This window comes from Leisingera sp. G5_S3_59_S7 (assembly GCF_054968485.1).
In genome coordinates this window covers 247621-272823 of the sequence record NZ_JBQKUH010000001.1, presented here as the reverse complement: position 1 = coordinate 272823, position 25203 = coordinate 247621, and the positions used below count along the sequence as shown (strand labels likewise).

The 25203-nt window shown below is 64.2% G+C and carries 20 protein-coding genes; 9 read left to right on the top strand and 11 right to left on the bottom strand.

What is annotated here, in order from left to right; translation table 11 throughout:
- Positions 1 to 44 precede the first annotated feature (44 nt).
- Positions 45 to 506, bottom strand: coding sequence for a peroxiredoxin (locus ACTRWG_RS01275; RefSeq protein WP_027237747.1), 462 nt, complete (start codon positions 504 to 506; stop codon positions 45 to 47).
- Between the two features lie 50 nt (positions 507 to 556).
- On the opposite strand from ACTRWG_RS01275, the gene ACTRWG_RS01270 reads away from it, so the two are divergent.
- The 4 genes from ACTRWG_RS01270 to ACTRWG_RS01255 all read left to right on the top strand — a co-directional run bounded on the left by ACTRWG_RS01270 (position 557) and on the right by ACTRWG_RS01255 (position 7329).
- Entirely contained in the window at positions 557 to 4024 is a 3468-nt protein-coding gene (locus ACTRWG_RS01270) for a YhdP family protein (protein ID WP_027237746.1), read from the top strand.
- A gap of 60 nt (positions 4025 to 4084) precedes the next feature.
- Positions 4085 to 5149 (top strand): tRNA preQ1(34) S-adenosylmethionine ribosyltransferase-isomerase QueA, encoded by a 1065-nt coding sequence (gene queA / locus ACTRWG_RS01265; protein WP_027237745.1) that lies wholly within the window; start codon positions 4085 to 4087, stop codon positions 5147 to 5149.
- 188 nt (positions 5150 to 5337) lie between these two features.
- Positions 5338 to 6612, top strand: coding sequence for an MFS transporter (locus tag ACTRWG_RS01260; protein WP_027237744.1), 1275 nt, complete (start codon positions 5338 to 5340; stop codon positions 6610 to 6612).
- Between the two features lie 138 nt (positions 6613 to 6750).
- The gene (locus tag ACTRWG_RS01255; protein ID WP_027237743.1) at positions 6751 to 7329 is read left to right on the top strand and encodes a DUF924 family protein; all 579 of its coding nucleotides are present in this window, start codon (positions 6751 to 6753) and stop codon (positions 7327 to 7329) included.
- A 40-nt stretch (positions 7330 to 7369) separates the two neighbouring features.
- Here ACTRWG_RS01255 and ACTRWG_RS01250 read toward each other — a convergent pair whose 3' ends face one another.
- Positions 7370 to 7783 carry a hypothetical protein gene (locus ACTRWG_RS01250; protein WP_027237742.1) on the bottom strand — a complete coding sequence of 138 codons (414 nt, stop codon included), beginning with the start codon at positions 7781 to 7783 and terminating at the stop codon, positions 7370 to 7372.
- Between the two features lie 194 nt (positions 7784 to 7977).
- Between ACTRWG_RS01250 and lpdA the strand changes: the two genes are divergently transcribed.
- The 3 genes from lpdA to uvrA all read left to right on the top strand — a co-directional run bounded on the left by lpdA (position 7978) and on the right by uvrA (position 13744).
- Positions 7978 to 9372 (top strand): dihydrolipoyl dehydrogenase, encoded by a 1395-nt coding sequence (gene lpdA / locus ACTRWG_RS01245; protein ID WP_027237741.1) that lies wholly within the window; start codon positions 7978 to 7980, stop codon positions 9370 to 9372.
- Positions 9373 to 9477: 105 nt separating this feature from the next.
- The gene (locus tag ACTRWG_RS01240) at positions 9478 to 10647 is read left to right on the top strand and encodes an MFS transporter (protein ID WP_036797566.1); all 1170 of its coding nucleotides are present in this window, start codon (positions 9478 to 9480) and stop codon (positions 10645 to 10647) included.
- A gap of 238 nt (positions 10648 to 10885) precedes the next feature.
- Complete coding sequence (gene uvrA, locus ACTRWG_RS01235) at positions 10886 to 13744, top strand: excinuclease ABC subunit UvrA (RefSeq protein WP_027237739.1); 2859 nt, start codon at positions 10886 to 10888, stop codon at positions 13742 to 13744.
- Between the two features lie 90 nt (positions 13745 to 13834).
- On the opposite strand, the gene ACTRWG_RS01230 is transcribed toward uvrA, so the two are convergent.
- Positions 13835 to 14269, bottom strand: a complete 435-nt coding sequence (locus ACTRWG_RS01230; RefSeq protein WP_027237738.1) for a hypothetical protein — start codon at positions 14267 to 14269, stop codon at positions 13835 to 13837.
- A 122-nt stretch (positions 14270 to 14391) separates the two neighbouring features.
- Here ACTRWG_RS01230 and ACTRWG_RS01225 point away from each other — a divergent pair, with 122 nt between their 5' ends.
- The gene (locus ACTRWG_RS01225; protein ID WP_027237737.1) at positions 14392 to 15186 is read left to right on the top strand and encodes a helix-turn-helix domain-containing protein; all 795 of its coding nucleotides are present in this window, start codon (positions 14392 to 14394) and stop codon (positions 15184 to 15186) included.
- Here the strand turns inward: ACTRWG_RS01225 and ACTRWG_RS01220 are convergent.
- The 5 genes from ACTRWG_RS01220 to ACTRWG_RS01200 form a co-directional block, all read right to left on the bottom strand.
- On the bottom strand, positions 15183 to 15530 hold the full coding sequence (locus ACTRWG_RS01220; protein ID WP_245597401.1) for an excinuclease ABC subunit A: 348 nt from the start codon (positions 15528 to 15530) through the stop codon (positions 15183 to 15185). The two genes, ACTRWG_RS01225 and ACTRWG_RS01220, sit on opposite strands and share 4 nt — an antisense overlap.
- Positions 15531 to 15628: 98 nt before the next feature.
- Positions 15629 to 17203 carry a choice-of-anchor L domain-containing protein gene (locus ACTRWG_RS01215; protein WP_462828849.1) on the bottom strand — a complete coding sequence of 525 codons (1575 nt, stop codon included), beginning with the start codon at positions 17201 to 17203 and terminating at the stop codon, positions 15629 to 15631.
- 228 nt (positions 17204 to 17431) lie between these two features.
- Complete coding sequence (gene mmsB, locus ACTRWG_RS01210; RefSeq protein ID WP_027237735.1) at positions 17432 to 18307, bottom strand: 3-hydroxyisobutyrate dehydrogenase; 876 nt, start codon at positions 18305 to 18307, stop codon at positions 17432 to 17434.
- A complete protein-coding gene (locus ACTRWG_RS01205) occupies positions 18304 to 19350 on the bottom strand; it encodes an enoyl-CoA hydratase/isomerase family protein (protein WP_462828848.1) in 1047 nt (348 codons plus the stop codon). Before ACTRWG_RS01205 ends, mmsB begins: the two co-directional genes overlap by 4 nt.
- Before the next feature lie 51 nt (positions 19351 to 19401).
- Entirely contained in the window at positions 19402 to 20541 is a 1140-nt protein-coding gene (locus tag ACTRWG_RS01200) for an acyl-CoA dehydrogenase family protein (RefSeq protein WP_027237733.1), read from the bottom strand.
- A gap of 232 nt (positions 20542 to 20773) precedes the next feature.
- On the opposite strand from ACTRWG_RS01200, the gene ACTRWG_RS01195 reads away from it, so the two are divergent.
- Positions 20774 to 22603, top strand: a complete 1830-nt coding sequence (locus tag ACTRWG_RS01195) for an O-linked N-acetylglucosamine transferase, SPINDLY family protein (RefSeq protein WP_027237732.1) — start codon at positions 20774 to 20776, stop codon at positions 22601 to 22603.
- Positions 22604 to 22690: 87 nt separating this feature from the next.
- Here the strand turns inward: ACTRWG_RS01195 and ACTRWG_RS01190 are convergent, their stop codons facing one another.
- The 3 genes from ACTRWG_RS01190 to ACTRWG_RS01180 form a co-directional block, all read right to left on the bottom strand.
- Positions 22691 to 23293: a L,D-transpeptidase gene (locus ACTRWG_RS01190; RefSeq protein WP_027237731.1), complete on the bottom strand. Its 603-nt coding sequence runs from the start codon at positions 23291 to 23293 to the stop codon at positions 22691 to 22693.
- A 148-nt stretch (positions 23294 to 23441) separates the two neighbouring features.
- Complete coding sequence (locus ACTRWG_RS01185; RefSeq protein ID WP_027237730.1) at positions 23442 to 24476, bottom strand: fatty acid desaturase; 1035 nt, start codon at positions 24474 to 24476, stop codon at positions 23442 to 23444.
- Between the two features lie 169 nt (positions 24477 to 24645).
- Positions 24646 to 25062, bottom strand: a complete 417-nt coding sequence (locus ACTRWG_RS01180; protein ID WP_154667827.1) for a hypothetical protein — start codon at positions 25060 to 25062, stop codon at positions 24646 to 24648.
- Between the last annotated feature and the right edge of the window lie 141 nt (positions 25063 to 25203).

The following is a 25203-nucleotide window of genomic DNA, read 5'->3' as shown; positions in this document are numbered from 1 at the left end:
AACTGGCGGGAGCCCCCCCGCCGTGCCTTCAGCGCCGCCACGCCTCAAAGCGCGCGGACGGCTTCCAGCACCTCGGCGGCGTGGCCGTCGACCTTGACCTTGCGCCAGACCCGCGCGATGCGGCCTTCGGCGTCGATCAGGAAGGTTGAGCGTTCGATCCCCCAGAACTTCTTGCCGTACATGCTCTTTTCTTTCCAGACGCCGTAATCTTCGCACACCGTGCCCTCCGCATCGGACAGAAGCGGCGTTGTCAGCCCGTGTTTGTCGGTGAATTTGTCGTGCTTGGCGACGGTATCCTTGGAGATCCCGAAAACCTGCGCCCCGGCGTCGGCAAAGGCCTGCAAAGCCTCTGAAAAGGCGATGGATTCTTTGGTGCAGCCGGGAGTATCATCACGGGGATAGAAGAACAGCACCACGGGCGCGCCCTTGAGGCTGGACAAAGTGACCTCTCCGCCGCCGCTGCGGGGCAGGGTAAAGGAAGGGGCGGGATCTGAAACGTCGGGCATCGGCCTGTCTCCGGTAATTTGCGCAACTTATTGCGCGGCAACCATAACCCATGAGCAGCAAAGGGAAAGCTGAGATCAAACAAGCCGGCGAGAATAACGGCGCTGCGGCCGAGGCCGTGCCTGTGCGCGGGCCCGTGCCCGGCCCGGAGGCCAGCGTTGCGGCACCGGTGCGGCGGCGCTGGCGCTGGCGGCTGCTGCGCGGTGCTGTCTGGCTGCTTGCATTGCTGAGCTTCCTGGGTGCTGGCGCGATCTATTTCGGCCTTGGCACCCGGCTGGATGCGCCGGAGTGGCTGCGCCAGCGGGTGGAGACCCGGATCGAGCGGCACCTGAACGGGTTGCAGATCGACTTCGGCGCCATCCATGTGGTTGTGAACAAGGGCTGGCGGCCGCGGGTCAGCCTCAAGGACGTGGTGCTGCGCCACCCGGACGGCGCGGTGTTTGCCCAGCTGGCAGATGCCCAAGCGAGCCTGGCGATGCGGCCGCTGCTGCGCGGCCAGGTCCAGCCCAAGCAAATCTCGCTCAGCGGTCTGTTCGCAGTCTTGCGGCGCAATCAGGATGGAACGCTGGCGCTGAGTTTTGCCAGCGGCGGACTGCCAACCCGGCAGGCGGGCAATTTGGTGGAGCTGATCAAGCAATGGGACAGCCAGCTGGACAAGCCCGTTCTGGCGGCACTGCGGGGGGTCGAGACCAGCGAGCTGACGCTGTCTTATACCGATGACCGCCTGGGCCGCGCCTGGACCCTGGACGGCGGCCGGGTCCGGCTGCAGAAGAGCGGCAGCGCGGTGTCGGCCTCGGCGGTGTTTTCCGTGCTGAGCGGACGCGGCGACGTGGGCTCGGTCGAGGCCAGTTATACCTCGGAGATCGGCAGCCCGGAGGCGGAATTCGGGGTTCTTGTCTCGGAGATCGCTAGTGAGGACATCGCCCTGCAAAGCCCGGCGCTTGGCTGGCTGGGGGTCCTGCGGGCGCCGATTTCCGGCTCCCTGCGCGGCGGTGTGCGCCGCGACGGCACGCTGGAGCCGGTGCAGGCCAGCCTGCGGATCGGCGAGGGGGTGATCCAGCCGGAGGCGCAGACCCGGCCGGTGCCGATCACCGGGGCGCGCAGCTATTTCACCTATGACCCGGCGGCGCAGAAGCTGGAATTCGCCGAGCTGAGTGTGCAGAGCGGCTGGGGCTCCGGGGTGATGCAGGGGCAGGCCAGCCTGGCGGGGATCCAGAACGGGCAGCTGACCGGGCTGACCGGCCAGCTGCGCTTTGCCGATCTGGAGCTGAACCCGCGCCGCCTGTTCGAGACGCCGGTGAAATTCCCGGCGGTGGATGCGGATTTCGATCTGCGGCTGAAACCCTTCCGTCTGCGGCTGGGCGAGATGCTGGTGCGCGACGGCGGCAGCCGGATCCATTTCGACGGTGTGATCGGGGCCGGGCCCGAAGGCTGGGATTATGACTTGAACGGGCGGGTCGATCAGGTCGGGGTCGAGCGGGTCAAGCAGCTGTGGCCGGAGGCGCTGGCGTCCAAGCCGCGCGCCTGGGTGCGGGAGAACCTGCATGCGGGGCTGGTGCGCGATGTGGGCTTCCACATGCGCGGGCGCGGCAGCGGCAAGCCGTTCGTCAGCCTGGATCTGGCCTTTGAACAGGCCGAGGTGCTGTTTCAGAAGTTCATGCCGCCGGTGCGGCAGGCGGCGGGCCAGCTTAGCCTTTACGGCAACCGCTTTGTGGTCACCGCGTCCCAGGGGGTGGTCACGGCGGACCAGGGCGGTGACGTGGATGTTACAGGAACCTCCTTCATCATCCCGGACACCACAGTGCGCGACGGCACCCCCGGCATTGCCCGGATTGCTGCGCGCGGTTCGGTGACTGCGGCGCTGTCGCTGCTGAACCGCGAGCCGCTTGAGATCATGGACAAGGCGTCGCTGCCGGTCGATCTGGCCGAGGGGCAGGTGGAGGCCGCGGGCACGCTGTCGCTGCCGCTGCGCAAAGGCGTGCAGCCGGAAGAGATCCTCTATCACTACAGCGGTGAGGCGCGGGCGGTGGAGACCAGCAAGCTGGTGCCGGGTCATACCGCTGTGGCGCCGCTGCTGAAGATCGAAGGCAACCAGGGTGAGGTGCGCATCAGCGGCAGCGGCAGCCTGTCGGGTGTGCCGCTGACCGTCAGCTGGGGGCAGAAGATCGGCAAGGACGCCCCCCGCGACAGCCGGGCCGAGGGCACCATCGAACTGTCGGCAGAGGCCGTGTCCGCCTTTAACCTGGGCCTGCCGCGCGGGTCCGTCTTCGGCCAAGGGCAGGGCCGTTACACGGTGGATCTGCAGCCCGGCGCGCCGCCGCGGCTGCAGCTGGACTCGGACCTTGCCGGGGTCGGCCTGAGGATTGCGGAGATCGGCTGGCGCAAGAGCATGGCGGCGGCAGGCAAGCTGTCGCTGTCGGCAGAGCTGGCGCAGACCGCGACGGTGGAGCGGCTGGAACTGCAGGCGCCCGGGCTGGCGGCCACCGGCCGGGTCACAACGCGCGAGGGCGGCGGGCTGGATCAGGCGGTGTTTTCCTCTGCGCGGGTGGGCAATTGGTTTCAGGGCGCGGTGACCTTCCGCGGGCGCGGCAGCGCACCGCCAGCGATTGAGGTCACCGGCGGCAGGCTGGACCTGAACCGCTCGCCGTTCTCGGAAAGCTCCGGCAGCGGCGGCGGCGGCAGCAGCGGCGGAGGGTCGGTTCCGATCTCCTTGCGTTTGCAGAATTTGCAGGTCACGGACAGCATCGGGCTGCAAAGCTTTCAGGGCCGGTTTTCGACCCAGGGCGGCATGAATGGGGAGTTCACCGCCCGCCTGAACGGGCAGACGCCCGTGGCAGGCACCGTGGTGCCGCAGAACAACGGCACCGCGGCGCGCATCCGCGCCAATGATGCCGGCGGCGTGTTCCGGTCTGCCGGGGTGTTCGAGCATGGCCGCGGCGGCAGTTTCGACATGACGCTGGTCCCGGCAGAGAGGCCGGGCGAATACGACGGGCGGGTCAGCGTGCGCAACATCCGGGTGCGCAATGCGCCGTCGATGGCGGCGATTCTGAACGCGATCAGCCTGGTCGGGCTGCTGGACGAGATGACCGGCCAGGGCATCCTGTTCACCAGCATGGACGGGCGGTTCCGGCTGGGCGGTTCGCATCTGATTCTGCACCAGAGCAGCGCGGTCGGGCCGTCGATGGGGCTGTCGCTGGACGGCAACTTTGATCTGAACAGCAGCCGCCTGAACATGCGCGGGGTGATCTCGCCGGTGTATCTGCTTAACGCTATCGGGCGGGTGCTGTCGCCCCGGGACGGCGAGGGGCTGTTCGGCTTCACCTTCACCCTGCGCGGCACCGCGGATGATCCCTCGGTGTCGGTCAACCCGCTGGCCGGGCTGGCGCCGGGGTTCCTGCGTGAGATCTTCCGCGGTCCTCCGCCGAAGGTGCCGGGGGACGACAGGGCCTTCTCCGTTGACGGGGAGCTTCTGGAGGAAGGTGAAGAGCAAGTCCAAACCCCGCTTGGGGCCAACAAGTAAACTGGCTGGGGGCGAAAATCGCCATAGATTTTCCCTGCAGCACATCCTATAGCGCGCGCCATGAAACTCAGCGATTTCGACTTTGACCTGCCCGACGATCTGATTGCCACCCGGCCTGCCAGTCCGCGCAGCTCTGCCCGGCTGCTGGTGGCTGAGGGCGGAACCCTGCATGACGGGCGGGTGACCGACCTGGTCAATTGGCTGCAGCCCGGCGACCGGCTGGTGCTGAACGACACCAGGGTGATCCCGGCACGCCTCAGCGGGCAGCGCCACCGCGACAGCGCGCAGGGGCCGGTATCGGCGAAAATCGAGGCCACCCTGCTGGAGCCGCGCGCCGACGGCAGCTGGGCGGCGCTGCTGAGGCCACTGAAAAAGATCCGTGAAGGCGAGGAGATCGTCTTCTCTGAGGATCTGAGCGCGACGCTGGAAGCCATCGAGGACGGCCAGGGGCAGTTGCGCTTTAACCTCAGCGGCACTGATTTCGACGCGGCACTGGCAGAGGCCGGCGCGATGCCGCTGCCGCCCTATATCGCGGCCAAGCGGGCCGCGGATGAGCAGGACAAGACCGACTATCAGACCGTGTGGGCCAGGAATTCGGGCGCGGTTGCGGCGCCGACAGCCTCCTTGCATTTCGATGAACCGCTGCTGGCGGCGCTGCAGGCGCGCGGGGTGGATATATCCTATGTCACCCTGCATGTGGGCGCGGGCACCTTCCTGCCGGTCAAGGTGGAGGATGTGACCACCCACCGGATGCACGCGGAATGGGGCAAGGTGGGCGCAGAGGTTGCGGCGGACATTGCTGCGACCAAGGCGGCGGGCGGCCGGGTGATTCCGGTCGGCACCACGGCACTGCGGCTGATCGAAAGCGCCGCCAAGGACGGGCAGATCCACCCTTGGGAAGGCGACACCGACATCTTTATCTACCCCGGGTTCGAGTTCCAGGTGGCGGATGCGCTGATGACCAATTTCCACCTGCCGAAATCGACCCTGCTGATGCTGGTTTCCGCCCTGATGGGGCAGGAGGAGATCCGGCGCATCTACGATCATGCGGTCAGCAGCGGCTACCGGTTCTTTTCTTATGGCGATGCGTCGCTTTTGATCCCGGCGAAGACGGATACACCTTAGAAAAGCGGCGCGAATCCAGAGACAAGCGCCGCAACCATGGCCCCTGATCGCGAAAGCCCGGTCATGAAACTGAAATCAGAATCAGCGACACCGGCCACGCGAGCCTTGATCGCCCGGACATAACAATCAAATGTGATGGCAGCCCGTCCCCTGTGGAGGGCTGCTTTGCTTTCAAAGGAGGCATGGAAATGCTGCAGGTGCTGTCGAGCGCGTGGGCGCTGCTGTTGGGGGTTTGCTTGCTGATGGTGGGCAACGGCCTGCAGGGCACCATGCTGGGGGTGCGGGGCGATCTGGAGGGGTTCTCCTCCTTCGAGATGTCCCTGGTGATGGCGGCCTATTTCGTCGGCTTCCTGGGCGGCTCGCGGCTGGCGCCGGAGATGATCCGCCGGGTTGGCCACGTGCGCGTCTTTGCTGCGCTGGCGTCGTTCATCTCGGCGGTGATGATCCTGTACCCGCTGCTGCCCAACACCATCGCCTGGGCGCTGGGGCGAATGATCATCGGCTTCTGCTTCTCCGGCGTGTATGTGACCGCGGAAAGCTGGCTGAACAACGCCGCCGACAACACCAACCGCGGCAAGGCGCTGTCGCTGTACATGATCGTGCAGATGATCGGCATCATCACCGCGCAGGGCCTGATCCAGATCGGTGACCCGGGCGGTTATGAGGCGTTCATCATCGCCTCGATCCTGGTTTCGATTTCCTTTGCGCCGATTCTGCTGTCGATCCAGCCGACCCCGGCCTTTGACACCACCAAGCCAATGACGCTGAAAGAGCTGATGAAGATCTCGCCGCTGGGCTGCGTGGGCATGTTCCTGCTGGGCGGTGTCTTCTCGGCGCAGTTCGGGATGAGCGCGGTGTACGGCTCTGCCGCAGGCATGAGCCTGACCCAGCTGTCGGTCTTTATCGCGACTTTCTATGTCGGCGCGACGGTGCTGCAGTATCCGCTGGGCTGGATTTCCGACCGGATGGACCGCCGGGTGCTGATCCTGTTTGTCTCGCTGATTGGCGGCGCCGCGGCTGTGGCGGGCTTCCTGCTGGGCGGCGATTTCAAGATGCTGCTGGTGGCGGCCTTCTTTATCGGCGGCCTTTCGAACCCGCTTTACTCGCTGCTGATCGCCTATACCAACGACTACCTGGAGCATGACGACATGGCGGCAGCGTCGGGCGGGCTGGTGTTCATCAACGGGCTGGGCGCAATTGCCGGCCCGGTGATCACCGGCTGGCTGATGGGGGACGCGGTGTTCGGGCCTCCGGGCTTTTTCACCTTCATCGCTGCGCTGATGTTCGTGATGGCGGCCTATGCGCTCTACCGCGCGACCCAGCGCGCCTCGATCCCGGTCGAGGAGACCGGTAGCTACGCCGCGATGTCGCCGACCGCAACGCCGGTGGCGGTGGAGTTTGCCCAGGAATACGCCATTGATACCGAGCTTGAGGAGCAGGAAACCGCCGCTGCGGAGAACTGATTGCGCTAACCAGCCGTTTTCGTGAGGATTATTTCACTCGCAGGTCTTGCCTGTCGCAATTTGTGACCCAAGGTTACTTGTAATGGCAACGTAAAATGGCCTGAAATCAGGGTCAGGAAAAACTTGGAGTTAAGACCGATGGCTGGTCCCGAAGAGATACTTGAATTCTGGCTCGACGAGGTCGGGGAGAAGGGATGGTATCTGCAGGATGATGCGCTGGATCAAGAGATCCGCACGAAGTTCCAGAAAACCTGGCAGGAGGCTTGCGAGGGCAGGTTCTCCTTCTGGCTGACCTACCCCAGCGGGACGCTGGCGTACATCATCCTGATGGACCAGTTCCCGCGCAACATGTTCCGCGGCGAGGGCAAGGCGTTTGCCTCCGACCAGGCGGCGCTGTCGGCGGCCAAGGTCGCGATCAACAAGAAGTGGGACATGAAGATCGACGAGCCGGCGCGGCAGTTCTTCTATCTGCCGCTGATGCATTCAGAGAACCTGTGCGACCAGGAACGCTGCATCCGGCTGATGATGGAGCGGATGCCGCAGACCGGCACCAGCAACCTGCTGCACGCCCGCGCCCATCGCGAAGTGATCCGCCAGTTCGGCCGCTTCCCCTACCGCAATGAGGCGCTGCACCGCGCCAGCACCGGGCCGGAGCTCGACTATGTTATGGCGGGCGGCTACGGCGAGACCGTGCGGCAGGTGCAAGCGGCCGGCTGAGCCGCTACGCTAGGCAAGCTTACTCAGATGCGCTGCGCTTCTAACCCGGAGGCGCAGCGTTTTTCTGTCCGCTGCAGCGGAGCAGGCCGGTCAAGCGGGCGGCAAACTCCGCCGCCCCTGCGCGGGCTGCCCCTGCCGCGGCCTGCTGGGGCAGATCCCGCATTTCGGATAGGCTCGCCTGCAGCTGGTCCAGGCGTTCCTCCAAAGGGGCAAGGCGGGTTGGAGACACGGTGGCTGTCCCGTTCTGAACGGCAGCGCGAAGACTGGCAATCTCCCCCTGCAGCCCGGTTACGGCGGTGTGCAGCGGTTCAACGCGGCTGGTGATCTCTGCCGCATTGGCGGTGACGGCAGAGGCAGCCGCCATCAGCTTCCACCCCAGGAACAGGCAGAGCGCCAGCAGGATCAGGGTGGCGTTCAGAAGGGCCTTGGCAAGATCCGCGACAGTTCGTGTCATATTCTTCCGCTCCCGGCTGTGGATTGCAGCGCCTGTTTCAGCTTATGCTGGCCCGGAACCAGCCTCGCTGCCAAGCGGAAACCTGCCGCAGTTCGCAGGGCCGCAATGCCGCAGCAGAGGATGATTGCAGTGCAGAAAGAAATAGTTTAACGGTAAACTAGTTTTATTGATCCTGTTCAAGGCGAGGGGACAGCATGGCCGCACAATCCTATGACGTGATCGTAATCGGCGCCGGGCCGGGGGGCTATGTTGCCGCCATCCGCGCAGCGCAGCTGGGGCTGAAGACCTGCGTGGTCGAGCGCGAGCATCTGGGCGGTATCTGCCTGAACTGGGGCTGCATCCCGACCAAGGCGCTGCTGCGCTCCTCCGAGGTGTTCCACCTGATGGAGCGGGCCAAGGATTTCGGCCTGAAGGCTGAAAACATCGGCTATGACCTGGATGCGGTGGTGAAACGCTCACGCGGGGTGGCAAAACAGCTGTCGTCTGGAATTGGCCACCTGATGAAGAAGAACAAGATTGACGTGGTGATGGGCGAGGCGTCCATTCCGGCCAAGGGCAAGGTCTCGGTGAAAACCGAAAAGGGCACGCAGGATCTGACCGCCAAGCACATCGTGCTGGCCACCGGCGCCCGCGCCCGTGAACTGCCGGGGCTGGAGGCGGACGGCGATCTGGTCTGGACCTATAAGCACGCGCTGGATCCGGTGCGGATGCCGAAGAAGCTGCTGGTCATCGGCTCCGGCGCGATCGGCATCGAATTTGCCAGCTTCTACAACACCCTGGGCGCTGAAACCACGGTGGTTGAGGTGATGGACCGGGTGCTGCCGGTGGAAGACGCGGAAATCTCTGCCTTTGCCAAGAAGTCCTTTGTCAAACAGGGCATGAAGATCATGGAAAAAGCCATGGTCAAGAAGCTGGACAAGGGCAAGGGCAAGGTGACCGCCCATATCGAGGTTGGCGGCAAGGTAGAGAAGCATGACTTTGACACCGTGATTTCTGCCGTGGGCATCGTAGGCAATGTCGAAGGCCTGGGGCTGGAAGAACTGGGCGTCAAGGTGGACCGGACCCATGTGGTGACCGACGAGTACTGCCGCACCGGTGTTGATGGCCTTTACGCCATTGGCGATATCGCCGGCGCGCCCTGGCTAGCGCATAAGGCATCGCACGAGGGCGTCATGGTGGCGGAGCTGATCGCGGGCAAGCACGCGCATCCGGTCAAGCCGGAAAGCATCGCGGGCTGCACCTACTGCCAGCCGCAGGTCGCCTCTGTCGGGTATACCGAGGCGAAGGCGAAGGAGCTGGGCTATGACATCAAGGTCGGCCGCTTCCCCTTCATCGGCAATGGCAAGGCGATTGCGCTGGGAGAGGCCGAGGGCATGGTGAAGACCATCTTTGACGCCAAGACCGGCGAGCTGCTGGGCGCGCATATGGTCGGCGCTGAGGTGACCGAACTGATCCAGGGCTATGTGGTCGGCCGCCAGCTGGAGACCACCGAGGAAGACCTGATGAACACCGTCTTCCCGCATCCGACGCTGAGCGAGATGATGCATGAATCGGTGCTCGACGCCTTTGACCGGGTGATCCACATCTGACGCAGCATTCCCGCGCCGCAGCTCTTGCCGCGGCCGGGATTAGCGGGCAGGACAGGGAAAGCAGGCACTGCGCGTGCCTGCTTTTGCTATTTGAGGGCAGATAATTTGACGGATGGCGGAGATTCCCGCTGGGGGCTGATCCTGGCGGTTTGGGCCGCGGGGCTGGGGGCCGCCGCGCAATACGGCAAGATTTCGGTGATCTTCGGCCGCATGGGCGAACTGTATCCGCAGGCGGGCACCGCGCTGAGCTTTTCGGTGTCGCTGGTGGGCACGCTGGGCATCCTGCTGGGGGCGGTGGCAGGCCTGTATGCGGCCGCCTTTGGCTACCGGCGCACGCTGGTCTGGGCGCTGTGGGCCGGGGCGGCGGTGTCTGCGCTGCAGGCGCTGCATCTGCCGTTCGGGCTGTTCCTGGCCACAAGGGTGGCTGAGGGGCTGTCGCATCTGGGCATTGTGGTCGCGGGCCCGGTTCTGATTGCGCAGCTGAGCTCTGACCGCGGCCGGGGGCTGGCGATGACCCTGTGGAGCACTTTTTTTGCCGTGGCCTTTACCCTGCTGGCCTGGGGCGGCCTGCCGCTGGTGCGGGCCTGGGGGCTGCTGGCGCTGTTTGGCGCCCATGCGGCGGTGATGGCGGGGCTGGCGGTGCTGCTGGGTTTTGCCTTGCGCGCTGTTCCGGTGCCTGAGCGGGCGCCTTTGCCGCGGCTGGCGGACCTGCCGGGGCAGCATCTGCCCATCTACCGCTCCCCTTGGATATCGGCGCCGGCTGCGGGCTGGCTGTTTTACACCTGCTGCTTTGTGGCGGTGCTGACGGTGATCCCGCCCTACATCGCGGAAGAGGCGCGCGGGTTTGTCCTGGGAATGATGCCGCTGGCCAGCATCGCGGTGTCGATGACCCTGGGCGTTTACCTGCTGCGGTTTTTGCCGGCGGTGCGGCTGGCGCAGCTGGGGTTCCTGGCCTGCGCCGCAGCGGCGCTGTGGCTGTGGGCCGTGCCCGGCGCGCCGCTGGCCTGTATCGCCATGGCCGGGGCGATGGGGCTGGTGCAGGGCGGCTCATTCGCGGCGGTGCCGCAGCTGAACGCCACCGCCGCGTCGCGGGCGCAGGCCAGCGGGGCAATGGCGCAGACGGGCAATCTGGGCAACACCATCGGCACGCCGCTGATGGTGGTGTCGCTGTCGGCGGCGGGGTTCAGCGGCATGATGGCGGCGCTGCTGGTGCTGTTTCTGGGCGGTGCCGCGGTGCATCTGCTGCTGGCGGCCCGGCGCCGCGTTATGGCCTGACAGCAAGGGCTCCGGCCCGCCGCCGGCCCCCTGCGGGGTCCGCCGCCCGTTGGGCGTGCCGGATTCCGGGAAATCCGGAGCGGGAAACGCGGTTGGCCCGGCTGCTGCCAGCTGCTGTCAGCAAACTTCCACCTGTTCGTGATATGTTCTTTATGGGGGCTTGGCGTTTCCAATCGCATTCCCTATCTGTAGGGCTGGCGTCCGCCAAGGGTTCGGCGGACGCGTCTACGGGGGCATTATGGCTGAGCTGAAATCCATCGAAGTGCGCGGCGCGCGCGAGCATAATCTGAAGAGCATCGACGTGGATATCCCGCGCGATGAGCTGGTGGTGATCACCGGCCTTTCGGGCTCGGGCAAGTCCAGCCTCGCGTTTGACACCATCTATGCCGAGGGCCAGCGCCGGTACGTCGAGTCGCTGAGTGCTTATGCGCGCCAGTTCCTCGACATGATGGAAAAGCCGGATGTGGACCACATCAGCGGCCTGAGCCCGGCGATTTCGATTGAGCAGAAGACGACGTCTAAAAACCCGCGCTCCACCGTGGGCACGGTGACGGAAATCTATGACTACCTGCGTCTGCTGTTTGCCCGCGCGGGCACGCCCTATTCGCCGGCCACCGGGCTGCCGATCGAGGCGCAGCAGGTGCAGGACATGGTCGACCGGATCATGGAGATGGAGGAGGGCACCCGCGGCTATCTGCTGGCGCCGATCGTCCGTGACCGCAAGGGTGAGTACAGGAAGGAATTCCTGGAGCTGCGCAAGCAGGGCTTCCAGCGGGTGAAGGTCGACGGGGAGTTCTATGAACTGGACGAGCCGCCAACGCTGGACAAGAAGTTCCGCCATGACATCGACGTGGTGGTGGACCGGCTGGTGGTGCGCGAAGGCATGGAGACGCGTCTGGCGGACTCCCTTCGCACCGCGCTGGACCTGGCCGACGGCATCGCCATTCTGGAGACCGCGCCCAAGGAGGGCGATCCGGAGCGGATCACCTTCAGCGAAAATTTTGCCTGCCCGGTCAGCGGCTTCACCATCCCGGAGATCGAGCCGCGGCTGTTCTCCTTTAACGCGCCGTTTGGCGCCTGTCCGAAATGCGACGGCCTTGGCGTCGAGCTGTTCTTTGACGAGCGTCTTGTGGTGCCTGACCAGTCCCTGAAGGTCTATGACGGCGCGCTGGCGCCCTGGCGCAAGGGAAAATCGCCGTATTTCCTGCAGACCATCGAGGCGATTGCCCGGCATTTCCAGTTCGACAAGAACACCGCGTGGAAGGACCTGCCCGAGAAGGTGCAGAAGGTGTTCCTGTACGGCTCCGGCGAGGAGGAAATCCTGTTCCGCTATGATGAGGGCGGCCGGGTTTACCAGGTGGAGCGGACGTTCGAGGGCGTGATTCCGAATATGGAGCGCCGCTACCGCGAGACCGACTCCAACTGGATCCGCGAAGAGTTCGAGCGCTATCAGAACAACCGGCCCTGCCACCACTGCGACGGCTACCGGCTGCGGGATGAGGCGCTGGCGGTGAAGATCGCCGGTGTCCATGTGGGGCAGGTGGTGCAGAAGTCTATCCGCGAGGCGCTGGCCTGGATCGAGGATGTGCCGAACCATCTGAGCCAGCAGAAGCAGGAAATTGCGCGGGCCATTGTCAAGGAGATCCGCGAGCGGCTGGGATTCCTGAACAATGTCGGGCTGGAGTACCTGACCCTGAGCCGTAATTCCGGCACGCTGTCCGGCGGTGAGAGCCAGCGGATCCGGCTGGCGTCGCAGATCGGCTCCGGCCTGACGGGCGTCTTGTACGTGCTGGATGAGCCCTCCATCGGCCTGCACCAGCGCGACAATGACCGGCTGATCGGCACGCTGAAGAATCTGCGCGACCAGGGCAACACGGTGATCGTGGTGGAGCATGACGAGGACATGATCAGGCAATCGGATTACGTGTTCGACATCGGCCCCGGCGCCGGGGTGCATGGCGGCGAGGTGGTGAGCCACGGCACGCCGCAGCAGATTGCCTCCGACGCGGGTTCGGTCACCGGTCAGTATCTGGCAGGCACGCGGGAGATCGCGGTGCCGGGCAAGCGGCGCAAGGGCAACAAGAAGAAGGTCAAGGTGGTGAAGGCCACCGGCAACAACCTGAAAGAGGTGACGGCGGAGTTCCCGCTGGGCAAGTTCGTGTGCGTCACCGGCGTGTCGGGCGGCGGCAAGTCGACGCTGACCATTGAGACGCTGTTCAAGACCGCCTCCATGCGCCTCAATGGCGCGCGCCAGACGCCTGCACCCTGCGAGAGCATTAAGGGGCTGGAGCATCTGGACAAGGTGATCGACATTGACCAGCGCCCGATTGGCCGGACGCCCCGGTCGAACCCGGCCACCTATACCGGTGCCTTCACCCCGATCCGCGACTGGTTCGCGGGTTTGCCGGAGGCCAAGACGCGCGGATACAAACCGGGTCGGTTCTCCTTCAATGTGAAGGGCGGGCGCTGCGAGGCGTGTCAGGGCGATGGTGTGATCAAGATCGAGATGCACTTTCTGCCGGACGTCTATGTCACCTGCGAGACCTGCAAGGGCGCGCGCTATAACCGTGAGACGCTGGAGATCAAGTTCAAGGGCAAGAGCATTGCCGACGTGCTGGATATGACGGTAGAGGACGCGCAGGAGTTCTTCCAGGCGGTGCCGGCGATCCGCGACAAGATGGACGCGCTGATGCGGGTGGGCCTTGGCTATATCAAGGTTGGCCAGCAGGCGACGACGCTGTCAGGCGGCGAGGCGCAGCGGGTGAAGCTGTCAAAGGAGTTGTCGAAACGCTCGACGGGCCGGACGCTGTATATTCTGGATGAGCCGACCACCGGCCTGCATTTCGAGGATGTGAAGAAGCTCCTGGAAGTGCTGCACGAGCTGGTGGAGCAGGGCAATTCGGTGGTGGTGATTGAGCACAATCTGGATGTGATCAAGACCGCCGACTGGATCATCGACATCGGTCCTGAGGGAGGCGACGGCGGCGGCGAGATCGTTGCAGCCGGAACGCCGGAGGCTGTGGCGGATGAGCCGCGCAGCCACACCGGGCGCTATCTGAAAGACATACTGGCGGCGCGGAAAGTGGCGGCGGAGTAGGGTGAGGGGCGCTGCCCCTCTTGGCCTTTGGCCAATTCACCCCGGAGTATTTCTGCAAAGGTGAACAGGGGGCGTTGGCGCCCCCTTTTCTTATGCCGTTCGGGCGGCGGCGGGGCGGGTCAGCAGCAGCGGCACCAGAAACAGGGCCAGGAAGGCTGAGTTCATCACAACGTTGAACCAGGCGCCTGCGGCAAGGGAGCCGAGACTGTCAGGCACGTACCAGGCCAGCAGCGCAGGGATCAGCAGGCCGCGGCCCAGAACGGGATCGGTGCTGTAGACATGCTTTGTCACCAGATAGATCAGGACGCAGAAACCGCACAGCAGGCCGCCGCTGATGGCGGTCATCAGGGAGGCCGGGCCGGGTTGCAGCCGCTGTCCGCCGTCCAGCGGCAGGAAGGCCAGATCCAGAAAGAATCCGAGGGCTTGTGAAAGCGGTGTGGCCAGCGCCAGCACCATGGCGAGGCCGAAGGCGGCAGAGAGCACCGAAACGGTCTTGAGCATGCGGATTGCGGCGGCGTGTGTCATGGGATGCTCCTGTATTGTGTCCGCTGCAGGATGCCGCGCGAACCGGACGCAAAACAATTACCTGGGAGGTAAGTGTTATCCGGCGCGGAGGCGTCTATGCTGCGCAAAAACGGAGGCAGACGATGGCGGAAGGCTTTGGCGCGGTTCTGAAGAAGTGGCGCGGGCTGCGGCGGATGAGTCAGATGGAGCTGGCGCTGCAGGCCGGCGTCTCGGCGCGGCATTTGTCATTTCTGGAAAGCGGCCGTTCACGTCCCAGCCGCGGCATGGTGCTGCGCCTCAGCGATGAGTTGCAGATGCCGGGCGGGGCGCGCAACCAGCTGCTGACGGCAGCCGGGCTGGCGCCGGCCCATGTGAGCCGGGACCTGAACGATGCGGAACTGGCGCCGCTGTGGCAGGCGGCGGAGCAGATGCTGGCGGCGCACGCGCCCTATCCGGCGATGATGATCGACCGGCACTGGCGGCTGCTGGATCTGAACCGGGCAGCCGCGGCGATGCTGGGCAGTGCCGGGATCAGCAAAGGCAGCAGCCTGCTCGACGCGCTGCTGGGCAATGCGGCGCTGCGGGCGGCGCTGGACAATCTGGAAGAGGTTGAGCGGCACAGCCTGGCGCGGCTGCGGACCGAACTGGCGCATTTCGGCGCTGATCCGGTGCTGGAACAGGCGGTGGCGCGGCTGCAGGCCAATGTTGCAGCTTCGGAGGCTTTGCGGCAGGGGCTGCTGCCCGCGGTGATTCCGGCGCGTTACCGGATGGGCGGGCAGGTGCTGTCGTTCTTTTCCACCATCACGCAATTCGGCGGCACCGGGGATCTGGCGATGTCTGAACTGCGCATTGAAATGCTGTTCCCCGCCGACGGGGCCACCCGGGAGGTGCTGGAGGCGATGGCCGGGCAGGGTGCTGCAGACAGCGCCGGCGGCTAGTTGTCCAGCACAGCCTCAGCGCCGATCAGGCGCAGCACCTTGTGGGTTTCCCGGTTGACCTGATACACATAGCCGCCCGCCTGAACATAGCTGCCATAGGGATCCGGCGCCCAGCCGCCGGGCTGGCCGATCCAGATATAGTCTTCCAGAATATGATCGCCGCGGCGGTAGAACTTCTTGGCCTGGGACGGAGGAACGCAATGCGCGGCTTTCCTGTCCAGCCCGGGCGGGCATTGGAATCCGGCCTGGTCCGGTTCGTCGTATCCACTGCCGGCCGCCAGCGGTATCGCCAGCGCGCAGGCCGCGGCAAGAACGGTGAAGGGAACAATGTGACGGCGTACCATTTACAGCGGGTCCTTTCTTCGCTGCCCCTCACATAACCGCCTGTCCGGCAAATCCAAGGGAGCGGAGAAAGGGGCGGCGGCAGGCCGCCAGTTGCCGGTTACGCAGCGGCAATAACCCGCGCTTCGTAGCTGCGCAGGGACAGCCGGGCGGCATTTCCGCAGCCGCGGCCGGTTTCTGCGCAAAGGTCCGGGAACAAGTCGCGGATTTCCGCTTGCGTTCCGGCGTCGAAGCCGACCGCGGTTTCCGGGCCGGGCTGATAGCTTTCGCTGAGAGCACCGTTGGCCCAGAGAATCTGGTGGCTGCCGAACAGCAGGTGGTAGTACTCCGCCTCTTCCAGCTCAAGCGCCGGGCGGACGGTCCTGTCGTTGACCAGGTCCTTGGCCTTGACCAGCACTTCGGTTTCCCCGAACAGCAGTTCTGCCATCGCGCCGGACACCACCATCCGGTGCTGCGGCGAGACATAGAGGTCGCGGTCATTGCCGCAGCTGTCCGGGGCAAAGCGGATCGGGGCCGTGTCCGGTGTGCAGGCGGTGCGGCGGCTGCCGGTCCATAGCAGCACCTGGGGGCCGTTGTCGCAGGTCAGGACCTCCATGCCGGGGCGCAGGTCCTCAACCGCGATTTCGCCGCCCGGCACCCGGATAATGGTGCCGCGCAGGAAGCATGGCACGGTCTGATTGATCTCCACCAGGCCGGTGTCGGAATTGCCCTCGCCGTTATCGGCGGTGTAGTTGAAATAGACGGTTTCCAGGTCGCCGTCGGTGACCACGGTAAGGGTGCCATCGGCGTTCAGGGTGATCTGCTGCCCGGTGGTCAGCGTGACGGTGTCGCCGGCAGCGACCTGCTGGTCGTTGATATGGGTGATGCTCAGCGTGCCGCCGGCGGCGGTGCTGTCGTTTTCCAGGACATCAATCACCCTGGTTTTGCCGATGGCGATGTCTTCCTGATCATCTTGGGCAACAACGGCTGTCTGCACCGAACCGCCTGCAATCAGCAGGTTGGTGTCATAGGCAACGTCGGAGGTGTCCGCGACGCCGATTTTCAAGGTGTTGACTTCACCCGCATTCACCGGTGCGACAAACGTCAGCGTGATGGTGAAGCCGTCCATCTCGGTGTTGAAATTGTCGCCGGTGTTGTCGACGTAGATGTTTTCGGTGCCATCGTTGATATTGCCGATCGAGGCGGTGCCGTCTCCGATGGAGACCTGTGCCTCGACCCCGTTCACCCAGACGCCGACCACGTCGTTGTACTGGGAGTTCACGAACTCCGGGTATTCCTCGGAGGACAGCACAAAGTCGATGGTCAGCGTGTCGCCGTCGGGAACGAATTCGAACTCGAGTATGGAGGCGTCATAGGTCTGAGTGCCTGCCAGCGTGTTGAAGTCCGCATCCCCGTCCACACCGCTGGTGTTGGTGGTGGTATCGGCCCGCTGGTTGGTGTTGGTGGTGCCGTCGCTGTTTGTGAAGTCGCGGGCGTAGCCGGTTGACAGGATCACACCGGAATCCGCAGGGGCCACGCCCGGGGTTGTGGTATCGGCGCCGGAATAGATGCCCGAGGACAGCGCATCGCCGCTGTAAGTGGCGGTGGTCACTGTGACGCCGTCGCCAAAGATTTCCTCTGCCATCTGCTGAGCGGTGGCGTTTGTGTCGACGTTCAGTTCCGTTGCGGTGGCCATGTCGTGCAGCCTGCCTCCGGGTGTGCAAGGTTTTACGGTTGCTTACCGGAATGGTGGAGAAGTTGGACAGAACTGTGGCAGCGCGGCGTCTAAAACCGGATGTTTAATAAAACTTTACGTGTGATTGCTGGCGGGGGCAGTCGGATGAATAGCAAAGGCCGGCCCTGTGCGGGGCCGGCCTTTGGCGGTGCTGACGCTGCCGGATCCGAAAAGAACCGGCCGGGCGTGTCAGCCCTCGCGGCCGCGCTTTTCAAAACGGGGCAGCATGGCGGAGAAATCCATGCCTTTTCCATCTTCCTCCTCGACGAACTTCTTGTAGAGCGCCATCGCCAGTTCGCCCATCGGCGTGTCGGCATCAGCGCTTTCGGCGGCCTGCTGGCTGAGGCCCAGATCCTTGAGCATCAGTTCCGCTGCAAAGCCCGGCTGGTAGTTGTTGTCGGCGGGCGACTGCGGGCCAACGCCGGGGGCCGGGCAATAGGCGTTCATGGTCCAGCTGTAGCCGGAGGAGGTGGAGACCACATCGAACATCTTCTGCCGGTCGAGACCCAGCTTGTCAGCCAGGGCAAAGGCCTCGCAGGTGGCGATCATGGTGACGCCCAGGATCATGTTGTTGCAGATCTTGGCGGCCTGGCCCGCGCCGGCCTCGCCGCAATGCACGGCCTTCTGGCCCATGATGTCAAAGAGAGGTTCCGCCGCCGCAAACGCCTCAGCCGAGCCGCCGGCCATGAAGGTCAGCGTGCCGCCTGCGGCGCCGCCGATGCCGCCGGAGACCGGCGCGTCGACGAACATCAGGCCCGCATCCGCAGCCTGTTCCGCCACGGCGCGGGCGGAGTCCACATCGACGGTGGAGCAGTCGATGAAAGCCGCACCCTTGGTCATGGCCGGGATCACCTCAGCCGCGACCAGGCGCAGGATGGCGCCGTTGGGCAGCATGGTAATGACGGCATCGGCGCCTGCCGCGGCCTCGGGGCCGGAGGCCGCCATGGTCACGCCCTCGATGCTGACATCGGCCATGTCAAATCCGGTGACCTCATGGCCCGCCTTGGCCAGGTTGGCGGCCATCGGGCCGCCCATGTTGCCAAGTCCGATAAATCCGATCTTCATGCGAGTTCCTCCTCAAATGTCAGCGCATCCGCGCCGAGCGGCGCCAGCATGTCCTCGACCGCAGACGCGGGGACCGCCTGGCCGGCAAATTGCCACTGCGGATTGCGGTCCTTGTCAATGATCTGGGCCCGGATGCCCTCGAGGAAATCGCCTTTTTCCATCGCGCGGTAGGTAAAGCGGTATTCCAGGTCCAGCGCGCGGCGGATCGCGGGGCCATCGGCGCGCAAGCGGCGCAGCATCTCCAGCGTGCAGGCCATTGACAGCGGCGAGTTGCGGTTCAGCGACTTCAGCGCAGCGACGGAAAAATCGCTTTCCTCCGCCTGCAGGCTTTGCAGGATGGCCTCAAGGCTGTCCTTGCCGAAGTGTCTGGCAGTGTCCTCGCGGACCGCGCGCAGCTTGCCTTCGGGGGCGGGCTGGGCGGCATCCTCGACCAGCTTGGCACTGCCGGTTTCTTCCAGCGCGGCAATCAGCGCGGGCCATTGGTCCTGCGGAATGAAACAGTCGGCAAAACCTGCGAGGATGGCGTCATCCGCGCCCATCCGCGCCGCCGTCATGCCGAGGTATTCACCCAGGTGATCCGGTGCCAGCGTCAGCATCAGCGAGCCGCCCACGTCCGGCACCAGACCGATGCCGACCTCTGGCATGGCGATCTGGCTGCTTTCGCCGACCACCCGGTGGGTGCCGTGGCAGCCGATGCCAACGCCGCCGCCCATGGTGAAGCCCTGCATGAAGCTGATCACCGGCTTCTTGTATTCAAAGATCCGCGCGTTCAGGCGGTACTCATCCCGCCAGAAGGTGCGGCCATAGCTGTAGTCGCCCTTGGTGCCGGTGTCATAGAGCTCGGCAATATCGCCGCCGGCGCAGAAGGCCTTGTCGCCCTCGGCGTCGATCACCACCAGTTTGACGCTGTCATCATTGGCCCAGTCGCGCATGGCGGCGTCGATTGCCATGCACATGTCATAGCTCATCGCATTCAGCGCCTTGGGGCGGGTGAAGGTGATGCGGCCGGCGTGGCCGGACTTGCGGATATGGATATCACTCATCGGGCGTGCTCCGTCAGTATGTCTTGCCGCGGGCAATGTGCTGATTGCAGGTTACTCTGCAATCAGCTGGCGCGCGACGATCAGGCGCATGATTTCGTTGGTGCCTTCCAGAATCTGGTGGACACGCAGGTCGCGCACGATCTTCTCCACCCCGTAGTCGGCAAGATAGCCGTAACCGCCGTGCAACTGCAGGCAGCCGTTGGCGACGTCAAACGCAGTGTCGGTGACCATCAGCTTGGCCATGGCGCAGAACTTGGTGGCGTCATGGGCGCCGTTGTCCAGTTTCCACGCCGCCTGGCGCAGGAAGGTGCGGGCGGCCTGCAGGCGGGTTTCATATTCCGCCAGCCGGAACTGCAGCGCCTGGAACTGGTTGATGGATTTGCCAAAGGCCTTGCGCTCGGACATGTACTGCACGGTTTGATCCAGCGCCGCCTGGGCACCGCCCAGAGCGCCGGCTGAAATGTTCAGACGGCCGCCGTCGAGGCCGGCCATGGCATAGGAGAAGCCTTTGCCTTCCTCGCCGATCAGGTTGTCCGCGGGGATCGCGCAATCGTCGAACTGCACCTGCGAGGTGGGCTGCGCCTTCCAGCCCATCTTGTCCTCCAGCGCGCCGAAAGACAGGCCCGGGTTGCCGTCCTCGACCACCACGGTGGAAATGCCCTTGGGGCCGTCCTCGCCGGTGCGGCACATCACGACATAGGCGTCGGAGTAGGAGCCGCCGGAGATGAACGCCTTGGTCCCGTTCAGCGTGTAGCCTTCATTGGTGCGCTCGGCGCGGGTTTTCAGCGCCGCCGCATCGGAGCCGGAGCCCGGTTCGGTCAGGCAGTAGGAGAAGATCTTCTCCATCGAGCACAGGCTGGGCAGCCATTTCTGCTTGGTCTCTTCCGAGCCGAACTTGTCGATCATGCCACCGCACATGTTGTGGATCGACAGGAAGGAGCCGACGGCAGGGTCGGCCATCGCCAGCGCTTCGAACACCAGGGTGGCGTCAAGCCGGCTGAGGCCGGAGCCGCCGTATTCCTCGGAGACATAGAGCCCGCCAAAGCCCAATTCCGCCAGCTGCGGCCACAGCGATTTGGGGATGGTGCCGTCTTTTTCCCACTGGCGGGCGTGCGGCGCGATGTTTTCCTGGCCAAAGGCTTGGGCCATGTCGAAGATGGCTTGCTGTTCCTCTGTGAGTGCGAAATCCATGTTCGGCTCCTCCCGTGGCGCAATGAATTGAACAGTTGTTTATTTAATAACGGGCGGCGGACGCTGAGGCAAGCTGCGCAAATGCAAAGCCGCCGTGCAGCAATGCCGCAGGGCGGCGCGGGCACGGAGCCTGCCCGGTGAGGAAAAAATTAACAAACTTCGCGGAAACTCTGTCCCAAACAGATCACTCGCAGGTGAATCCTGCAGAGGCATTCCAAAAGGAGCAAACGCAGTGGCGAACTCTCAGGCGCAGCATTTTCTGGCATCCTCGGGACCCGAAAATCCGGACCGCTCGAAACAGGAATTTGCCGGCGCGGTCAGCAGCAACGGCCGCGCCGATTTTGCGATGGCGATGCGGCACGGGATGATCAAGCAATCTAACGGCACGCCGCAGGAGCAGGCCGTGGCGTTGCACGCAAAGGCCCGCAAGCTGGCGTTGAAACGTCAATTCAGCGATGCCGAATACCTTTTGCGCCAAGCGCTGAAGCTGGATGACAAGAACCGGATGATTTATGCCTCGCTCGGCGAAGTGCTGGAAATGATGAACCGCCCTGAAAAGGCGATCCTGGCCCATATTGATGCGCTGCGGCTGGATCCCTCTAACTCCAAATGCCTGTCTTACATCGGAACTTACCTGATGCGGCTGAACCAGGATGAAGAGGCGATCAACTATTTCGATGCTGCGGTGAAATTCGATCCGAACAATGCGACGGCGCTGGCCAGGCTTGTCTACCTGCGCCGCCGGATCTGCGATTGGACAGATCTGGGGAACCGGGAGAAGCGGGTTCAGGTGTTCCGCAAGACGGATGTCGGCATTGACCCGTTTGCCTTCTTGTCGATGGTTGATGATCCAGGACTGCAAATGAAGTTCTCGGTCAAGGCTGCGGAACTTGCCAAAGTAGATACTTCCGGGATCGAATTCGAACGTCCGCGGGCGGAAGGCCGCAAGATCCGGCTGGGGTATTTCTCAAACGACTTCTTCGACCACGCCACCATGTACCTGATCGGGCGGCAGCTGGAACTGCATGACCGCGACCGGTTTGAAATCTATATCTACGACTACGGCGAGGTGAATAACCATGAAGGCCGCCTGCGGGCGGAAAATGCCGCGGATGTCTATAAGCAAGTGGCAAGTCTGGAAAACGACGAAATCGCTGCCGTCGCGCGTGAGGATGGCCTGGATATTGCCATTGACCTCAAGGGCTATACCAAGGGCAACCGGGTGAACATCTTCAACGACCGTCTGGCGCCGGTGCATGTGACATATCTGGGGTATCCGGGGACGACCGGGGTGGACCAAATGGACTACATGATCGCCGATCCCGTCACTATCCCCGGAAAGCTGCGCAAGTACTACACGGAAAAAATTCTTTACATGCCGGACTGCTATCAGCCCAACGATGATCAGCGCGCTGCCGCGGACACTGTTCCGTCGCGGGCTGAAGTGGGGCTGCCCGAGGACGCCTTTGTTTTCTGTTCCTTCAACAGCCCTTACAAGGTGTCCCCGGACGAATTCGACGTCTGGATGAAATTGCTGGACCGCGTTCCGGACAGCGTGCTGTGGTTCTATGCACCCCGGGACAAGACCTGCGAGTACATCCTGAAGGAAGCTAAGAAACGCGGCATCGGGCCGGAGCGCATCGTTTTTGCGGGATTTGCGGGTCAGAAAGAGCATCTTGCCCGCCTGCAGCTGGCGGATGTATTCCTTGATACCTTTGCGGTGAATGCGCACACCACCGCCAGTGACGCGCTTTGGGCGGGAGTGCCGGTTGTCACCAAGACCGGCAAGCAATTCGCCGCGCGGGTGGCGACCAGCCTGGTGCATTGCGCCGGGGTGCCTGAACTTGCGGCCGCTACACCGCAGCAATACCAGGCGCTGGCGCTTAAACTGGCGCGCGATCCGGAGTATCTGGCCGCCATCAAGGCGCGCATTAAAGAGGGGATCGCCCAAGGCCCGCTGTATGACACGGAAAAATTCACCCGCAACTTCGAGGCGCTGATGGAGAAAGCGGTGCAGCGTTACAACGCGGGCCTGAAACCCGACCACCTTAGTCTCGCCTGAAGCCGCTGCTGCCGGGAAATGCAAAGGGAGCGCCGTAAGGACGGCGCTCCCTCTTTCTTTTTCGGCTTTGTCGGGTTGCGGCCTGGATTACAGCAGCCGGACCTGCGTGCCGACCTGCACCAGCTCGTACAGTTCCTCAACGTGCTGGTTATAGAGACCGATGCAGCCGGAGGAGCTTTGGCGGCCGATCTTGCGGGTGTCGTGGGTGCCGTGCACCAGGTAGGCAGGCCAGTCCAGATACATCGCACGGGTGCCCAGCGGGTTGCCCGGGGCGCCGCCTTCGACGCGCGCCGGCAGCGTGGGGTCACGCTCGCGCATCGACTGGGTCGGGGTCCAGCTGGGGTTTTCCGCCTTGCGCACAATCTTGGAGTAACCGCGCTTGGTCAGCTCTTCGGTCATCGGCACAGAGGAGGGGAACAGGCGGTAGGTTTCGCCGTCCGGGCCCCAGTAATGCAGCGCCCGGGAGCTGATGTCGGCCAGCAGGCAGCCCTTGCCCAGCGTGTCGAAATGATCCTGCCAGTTCTGCTGCGAGAAGGCGGAGACATTGCGCTGCACCGGAACCTCTTCACGGATGGCCGGCTCGTTCTGCGGGAAGGCGTCGGTCGATTGCGCGCGCAGGATGGCGGGGGTGGCCAGGGTGACGCCCAGGCCCATCAGGGTGGCGCGGCGGGTGATACGGGGTTTTGTCATTGTTTCCTCTACCGTGCTGCTCAAAAACTCCGGCGAAGATAATCACCGGCACGGGAATTTCCAGAGGTGTCAAAGCGCTGCGGCAGCGCCTCACGGGTTTGTGTAGCCCCGGGCGGCAATTTTCTGCCGCCCGCAGCGGGTCAGGGCGTCAGGCGTAAAGCCGGCGGGCCTGGGCAAAGGACAGCAGCCGGCAGCTGTCTTCGTCCCACAGGTGCAGCCGGGCGTTGGCCAGGCTTTCGCGGATGGTCATCCGGTTGCCCTCGGCGAGTTCAGCGTGGTCGCGCAGAACCTCGGTCAGGCGGTAGAACGGGATCCGGCTGTAGAGATGGTGCACGTGGTGGATGCCGATATTGGCGCTGAGCCATTGCAGCACCGGCGGCAGCACATAATGCGAGCTGCCGTGCAGGGCGGCATCATGCAGCTGCCAGTCCTCGTCGTGGGTCCATTGCGTGGTTTCGAACTGATGCTGCACATAGAACAGCCACAGGCCGGCTGTTGCCGCAATCAGAGTGGCGGGCAGGAAGATCAGCAAGAGCGGCATCAGCCCGCCGAAATACCAGATCAGCCCCAGCGCCGCGAGGATCGCTGCATTGGTGCCCATGGCGCTGATCCAGTAGCGGGCCTGGCCGGTCAGGCCGTAGGGGATGCGGTTCTGCAGGAAGAACAGGTATCCGGGGCCGATGCCGAACAGGGTCACCGGGTGGCGGTAGAGCCGGTAGACCAGCCGCTCCCAGCGGCTTGCGGCGCGGTATTCCGCCACGGTCATCGTGTGAATGTCGCCCATACCGCGTTTGCCCAGGTTGCCGTGGGTGCTGTGGTGGATCGAATGGGTGCGGCGCCAGACGTCATAGGGCGTCAGGGTCAGCACCCCGATGACACGGCCCACCCAGTCGCTCAGATGGCGGTTGGTGAAAAAGGAGCCGTGGCCGCAGTCGTGCTGGATAGTGAACAGGCGCAGCAGGAAGGCGGCGATACAGACGGACAGAACAAGCGTCAGCCAGTAGCTGACCGACAGCGACCACCAGGCCAGGGCCCAGAGCAGCAGGAACGGCACAACCGTCACCGCCAGTTCGAAGGCGCTGCGCAGGTGGTCCGGTTCGCGGTATTGGGCCAGGATCTTAACCCAGTCGCGGGCGGTTCTTGCAGCCGCCTGCGGCTGGATGGGGTCGGGTGTCTTGCTCATGCGCCTGCCGTCTGTTTGTCCGTTGCTGACCGGATAGACGACTTACGTCGCGGAACAAGCAAAAACGGGCCGGAACCCCTATTTTCACGGCATTTTGTGGCGTCAGGGCCGGATTGCCGTCATTTTGAGGCGCCGCGCAACAGTCTCCCGCGCGATCAGGCCTGCCGGTTCACAGCCCCCGCGCGTCCTCTGCCGCCAGGATTTCGAAGGAGGCCTTGCCCTCGGCGCTGTATTTACGGACCGTGCCGCCGGTGCGGACCAAGGTCAGGCAGCGGTAGCGCCCGCCGTCCTTGGGCATCGAGACGCAGATCTGGTTGCCATCGGTGATGGCATAGGCGCCGGCCCCGGACCAGCCGCCGCCCTGCAGCTCCCCGAACAGCTGGTTGCCGGCGTCATAGTAGAAGCGGAAGGTCTTGCTGCCGGCCCTTGCGGTGACAGCCTTGCCGACCAACAGCTCTGCGATCTCGTCACTGCTTAGCGCGCTGCCGCCGCTGTTCAGTGCTGCCTGAAGCTCGGTTTCGGCCGTGGCGGCGCCGGCCAGGGCTGCGGCTGCGGCGGCTGCAATCATCAAAGTTCGGGCTGTCATAGTGTCCTCCCCCCGTTGGGATCTGGTGTCTGAGACGGTGCGTGTCTGCCGTTCCAGCCTGGAGGGGCGCTGCTGTATAAGCTTGATAACCGGATGACTTTTTCTGATTTTTAGATGACAATCGCGGTCTGGAGGGGCTTT

Excerpts from the sequence above, each read along its gene's own strand:
- ACTRWG_RS01260 (WP_027237744.1), top strand. The coding sequence starts at position 5,338 with ATGCTGCAGGTGCTGTCGAGCGCGTGGGCGCTGCTGTTGGGGGTTTGC.
- ACTRWG_RS01220 (WP_245597401.1), bottom strand. The coding sequence starts at position 15,530 with ATGGTACGCCGTCACATTGTTCCCTTCACCGTTCTTGCCGCGGCCTGC.
- ACTRWG_RS01275 (WP_027237747.1), bottom strand. The coding sequence starts at position 506 with ATGCCCGACGTTTCAGATCCCGCCCCTTCCTTTACCCTGCCCCGCAGC.
- ACTRWG_RS01215 (WP_462828849.1), bottom strand. The coding sequence starts at position 17,203 with ATGGCCACCGCAACGGAACTGAACGTCGACACAAACGCCACCGCTCAG.
- queA (WP_027237745.1), top strand. The coding sequence starts at position 4,085 with ATGAAACTCAGCGATTTCGACTTTGACCTGCCCGACGATCTGATTGCC.
- lpdA (WP_027237741.1), top strand. The coding sequence starts at position 7,978 with ATGGCCGCACAATCCTATGACGTGATCGTAATCGGCGCCGGGCCGGGG.
- ACTRWG_RS01200 (WP_027237733.1), bottom strand. The coding sequence starts at position 20,541 with ATGGATTTCGCACTCACAGAGGAACAGCAAGCCATCTTCGACATGGCC.
- ACTRWG_RS01185 (WP_027237730.1), bottom strand. The coding sequence starts at position 24,476 with ATGAGCAAGACACCCGACCCCATCCAGCCGCAGGCGGCTGCAAGAACC.
- ACTRWG_RS01205 (WP_462828848.1), bottom strand. The coding sequence starts at position 19,350 with ATGAGTGATATCCATATCCGCAAGTCCGGCCACGCCGGCCGCATCACC.
- ACTRWG_RS01255 (WP_027237743.1), top strand. The coding sequence starts at position 6,751 with ATGGCTGGTCCCGAAGAGATACTTGAATTCTGGCTCGACGAGGTCGGG.
- ACTRWG_RS01225 (WP_027237737.1), top strand. The coding sequence starts at position 14,392 with ATGGCGGAAGGCTTTGGCGCGGTTCTGAAGAAGTGGCGCGGGCTGCGG.
- ACTRWG_RS01250 (WP_027237742.1), bottom strand. The coding sequence starts at position 7,783 with ATGACACGAACTGTCGCGGATCTTGCCAAGGCCCTTCTGAACGCCACC.
- uvrA (WP_027237739.1), top strand. The coding sequence starts at position 10,886 with ATGGCTGAGCTGAAATCCATCGAAGTGCGCGGCGCGCGCGAGCATAAT.
- ACTRWG_RS01190 (WP_027237731.1), bottom strand. The coding sequence starts at position 23,293 with ATGACAAAACCCCGTATCACCCGCCGCGCCACCCTGATGGGCCTGGGC.
- ACTRWG_RS01180 (WP_154667827.1), bottom strand. The coding sequence starts at position 25,062 with ATGACAGCCCGAACTTTGATGATTGCAGCCGCCGCAGCCGCAGCCCTG.
- ACTRWG_RS01230 (WP_027237738.1), bottom strand. The coding sequence starts at position 14,269 with ATGACACACGCCGCCGCAATCCGCATGCTCAAGACCGTTTCGGTGCTC.
- ACTRWG_RS01270 (WP_027237746.1), top strand. The coding sequence starts at position 557 with ATGAGCAGCAAAGGGAAAGCTGAGATCAAACAAGCCGGCGAGAATAAC.
- mmsB (WP_027237735.1), bottom strand. The coding sequence starts at position 18,307 with ATGAAGATCGGATTTATCGGACTTGGCAACATGGGCGGCCCGATGGCC.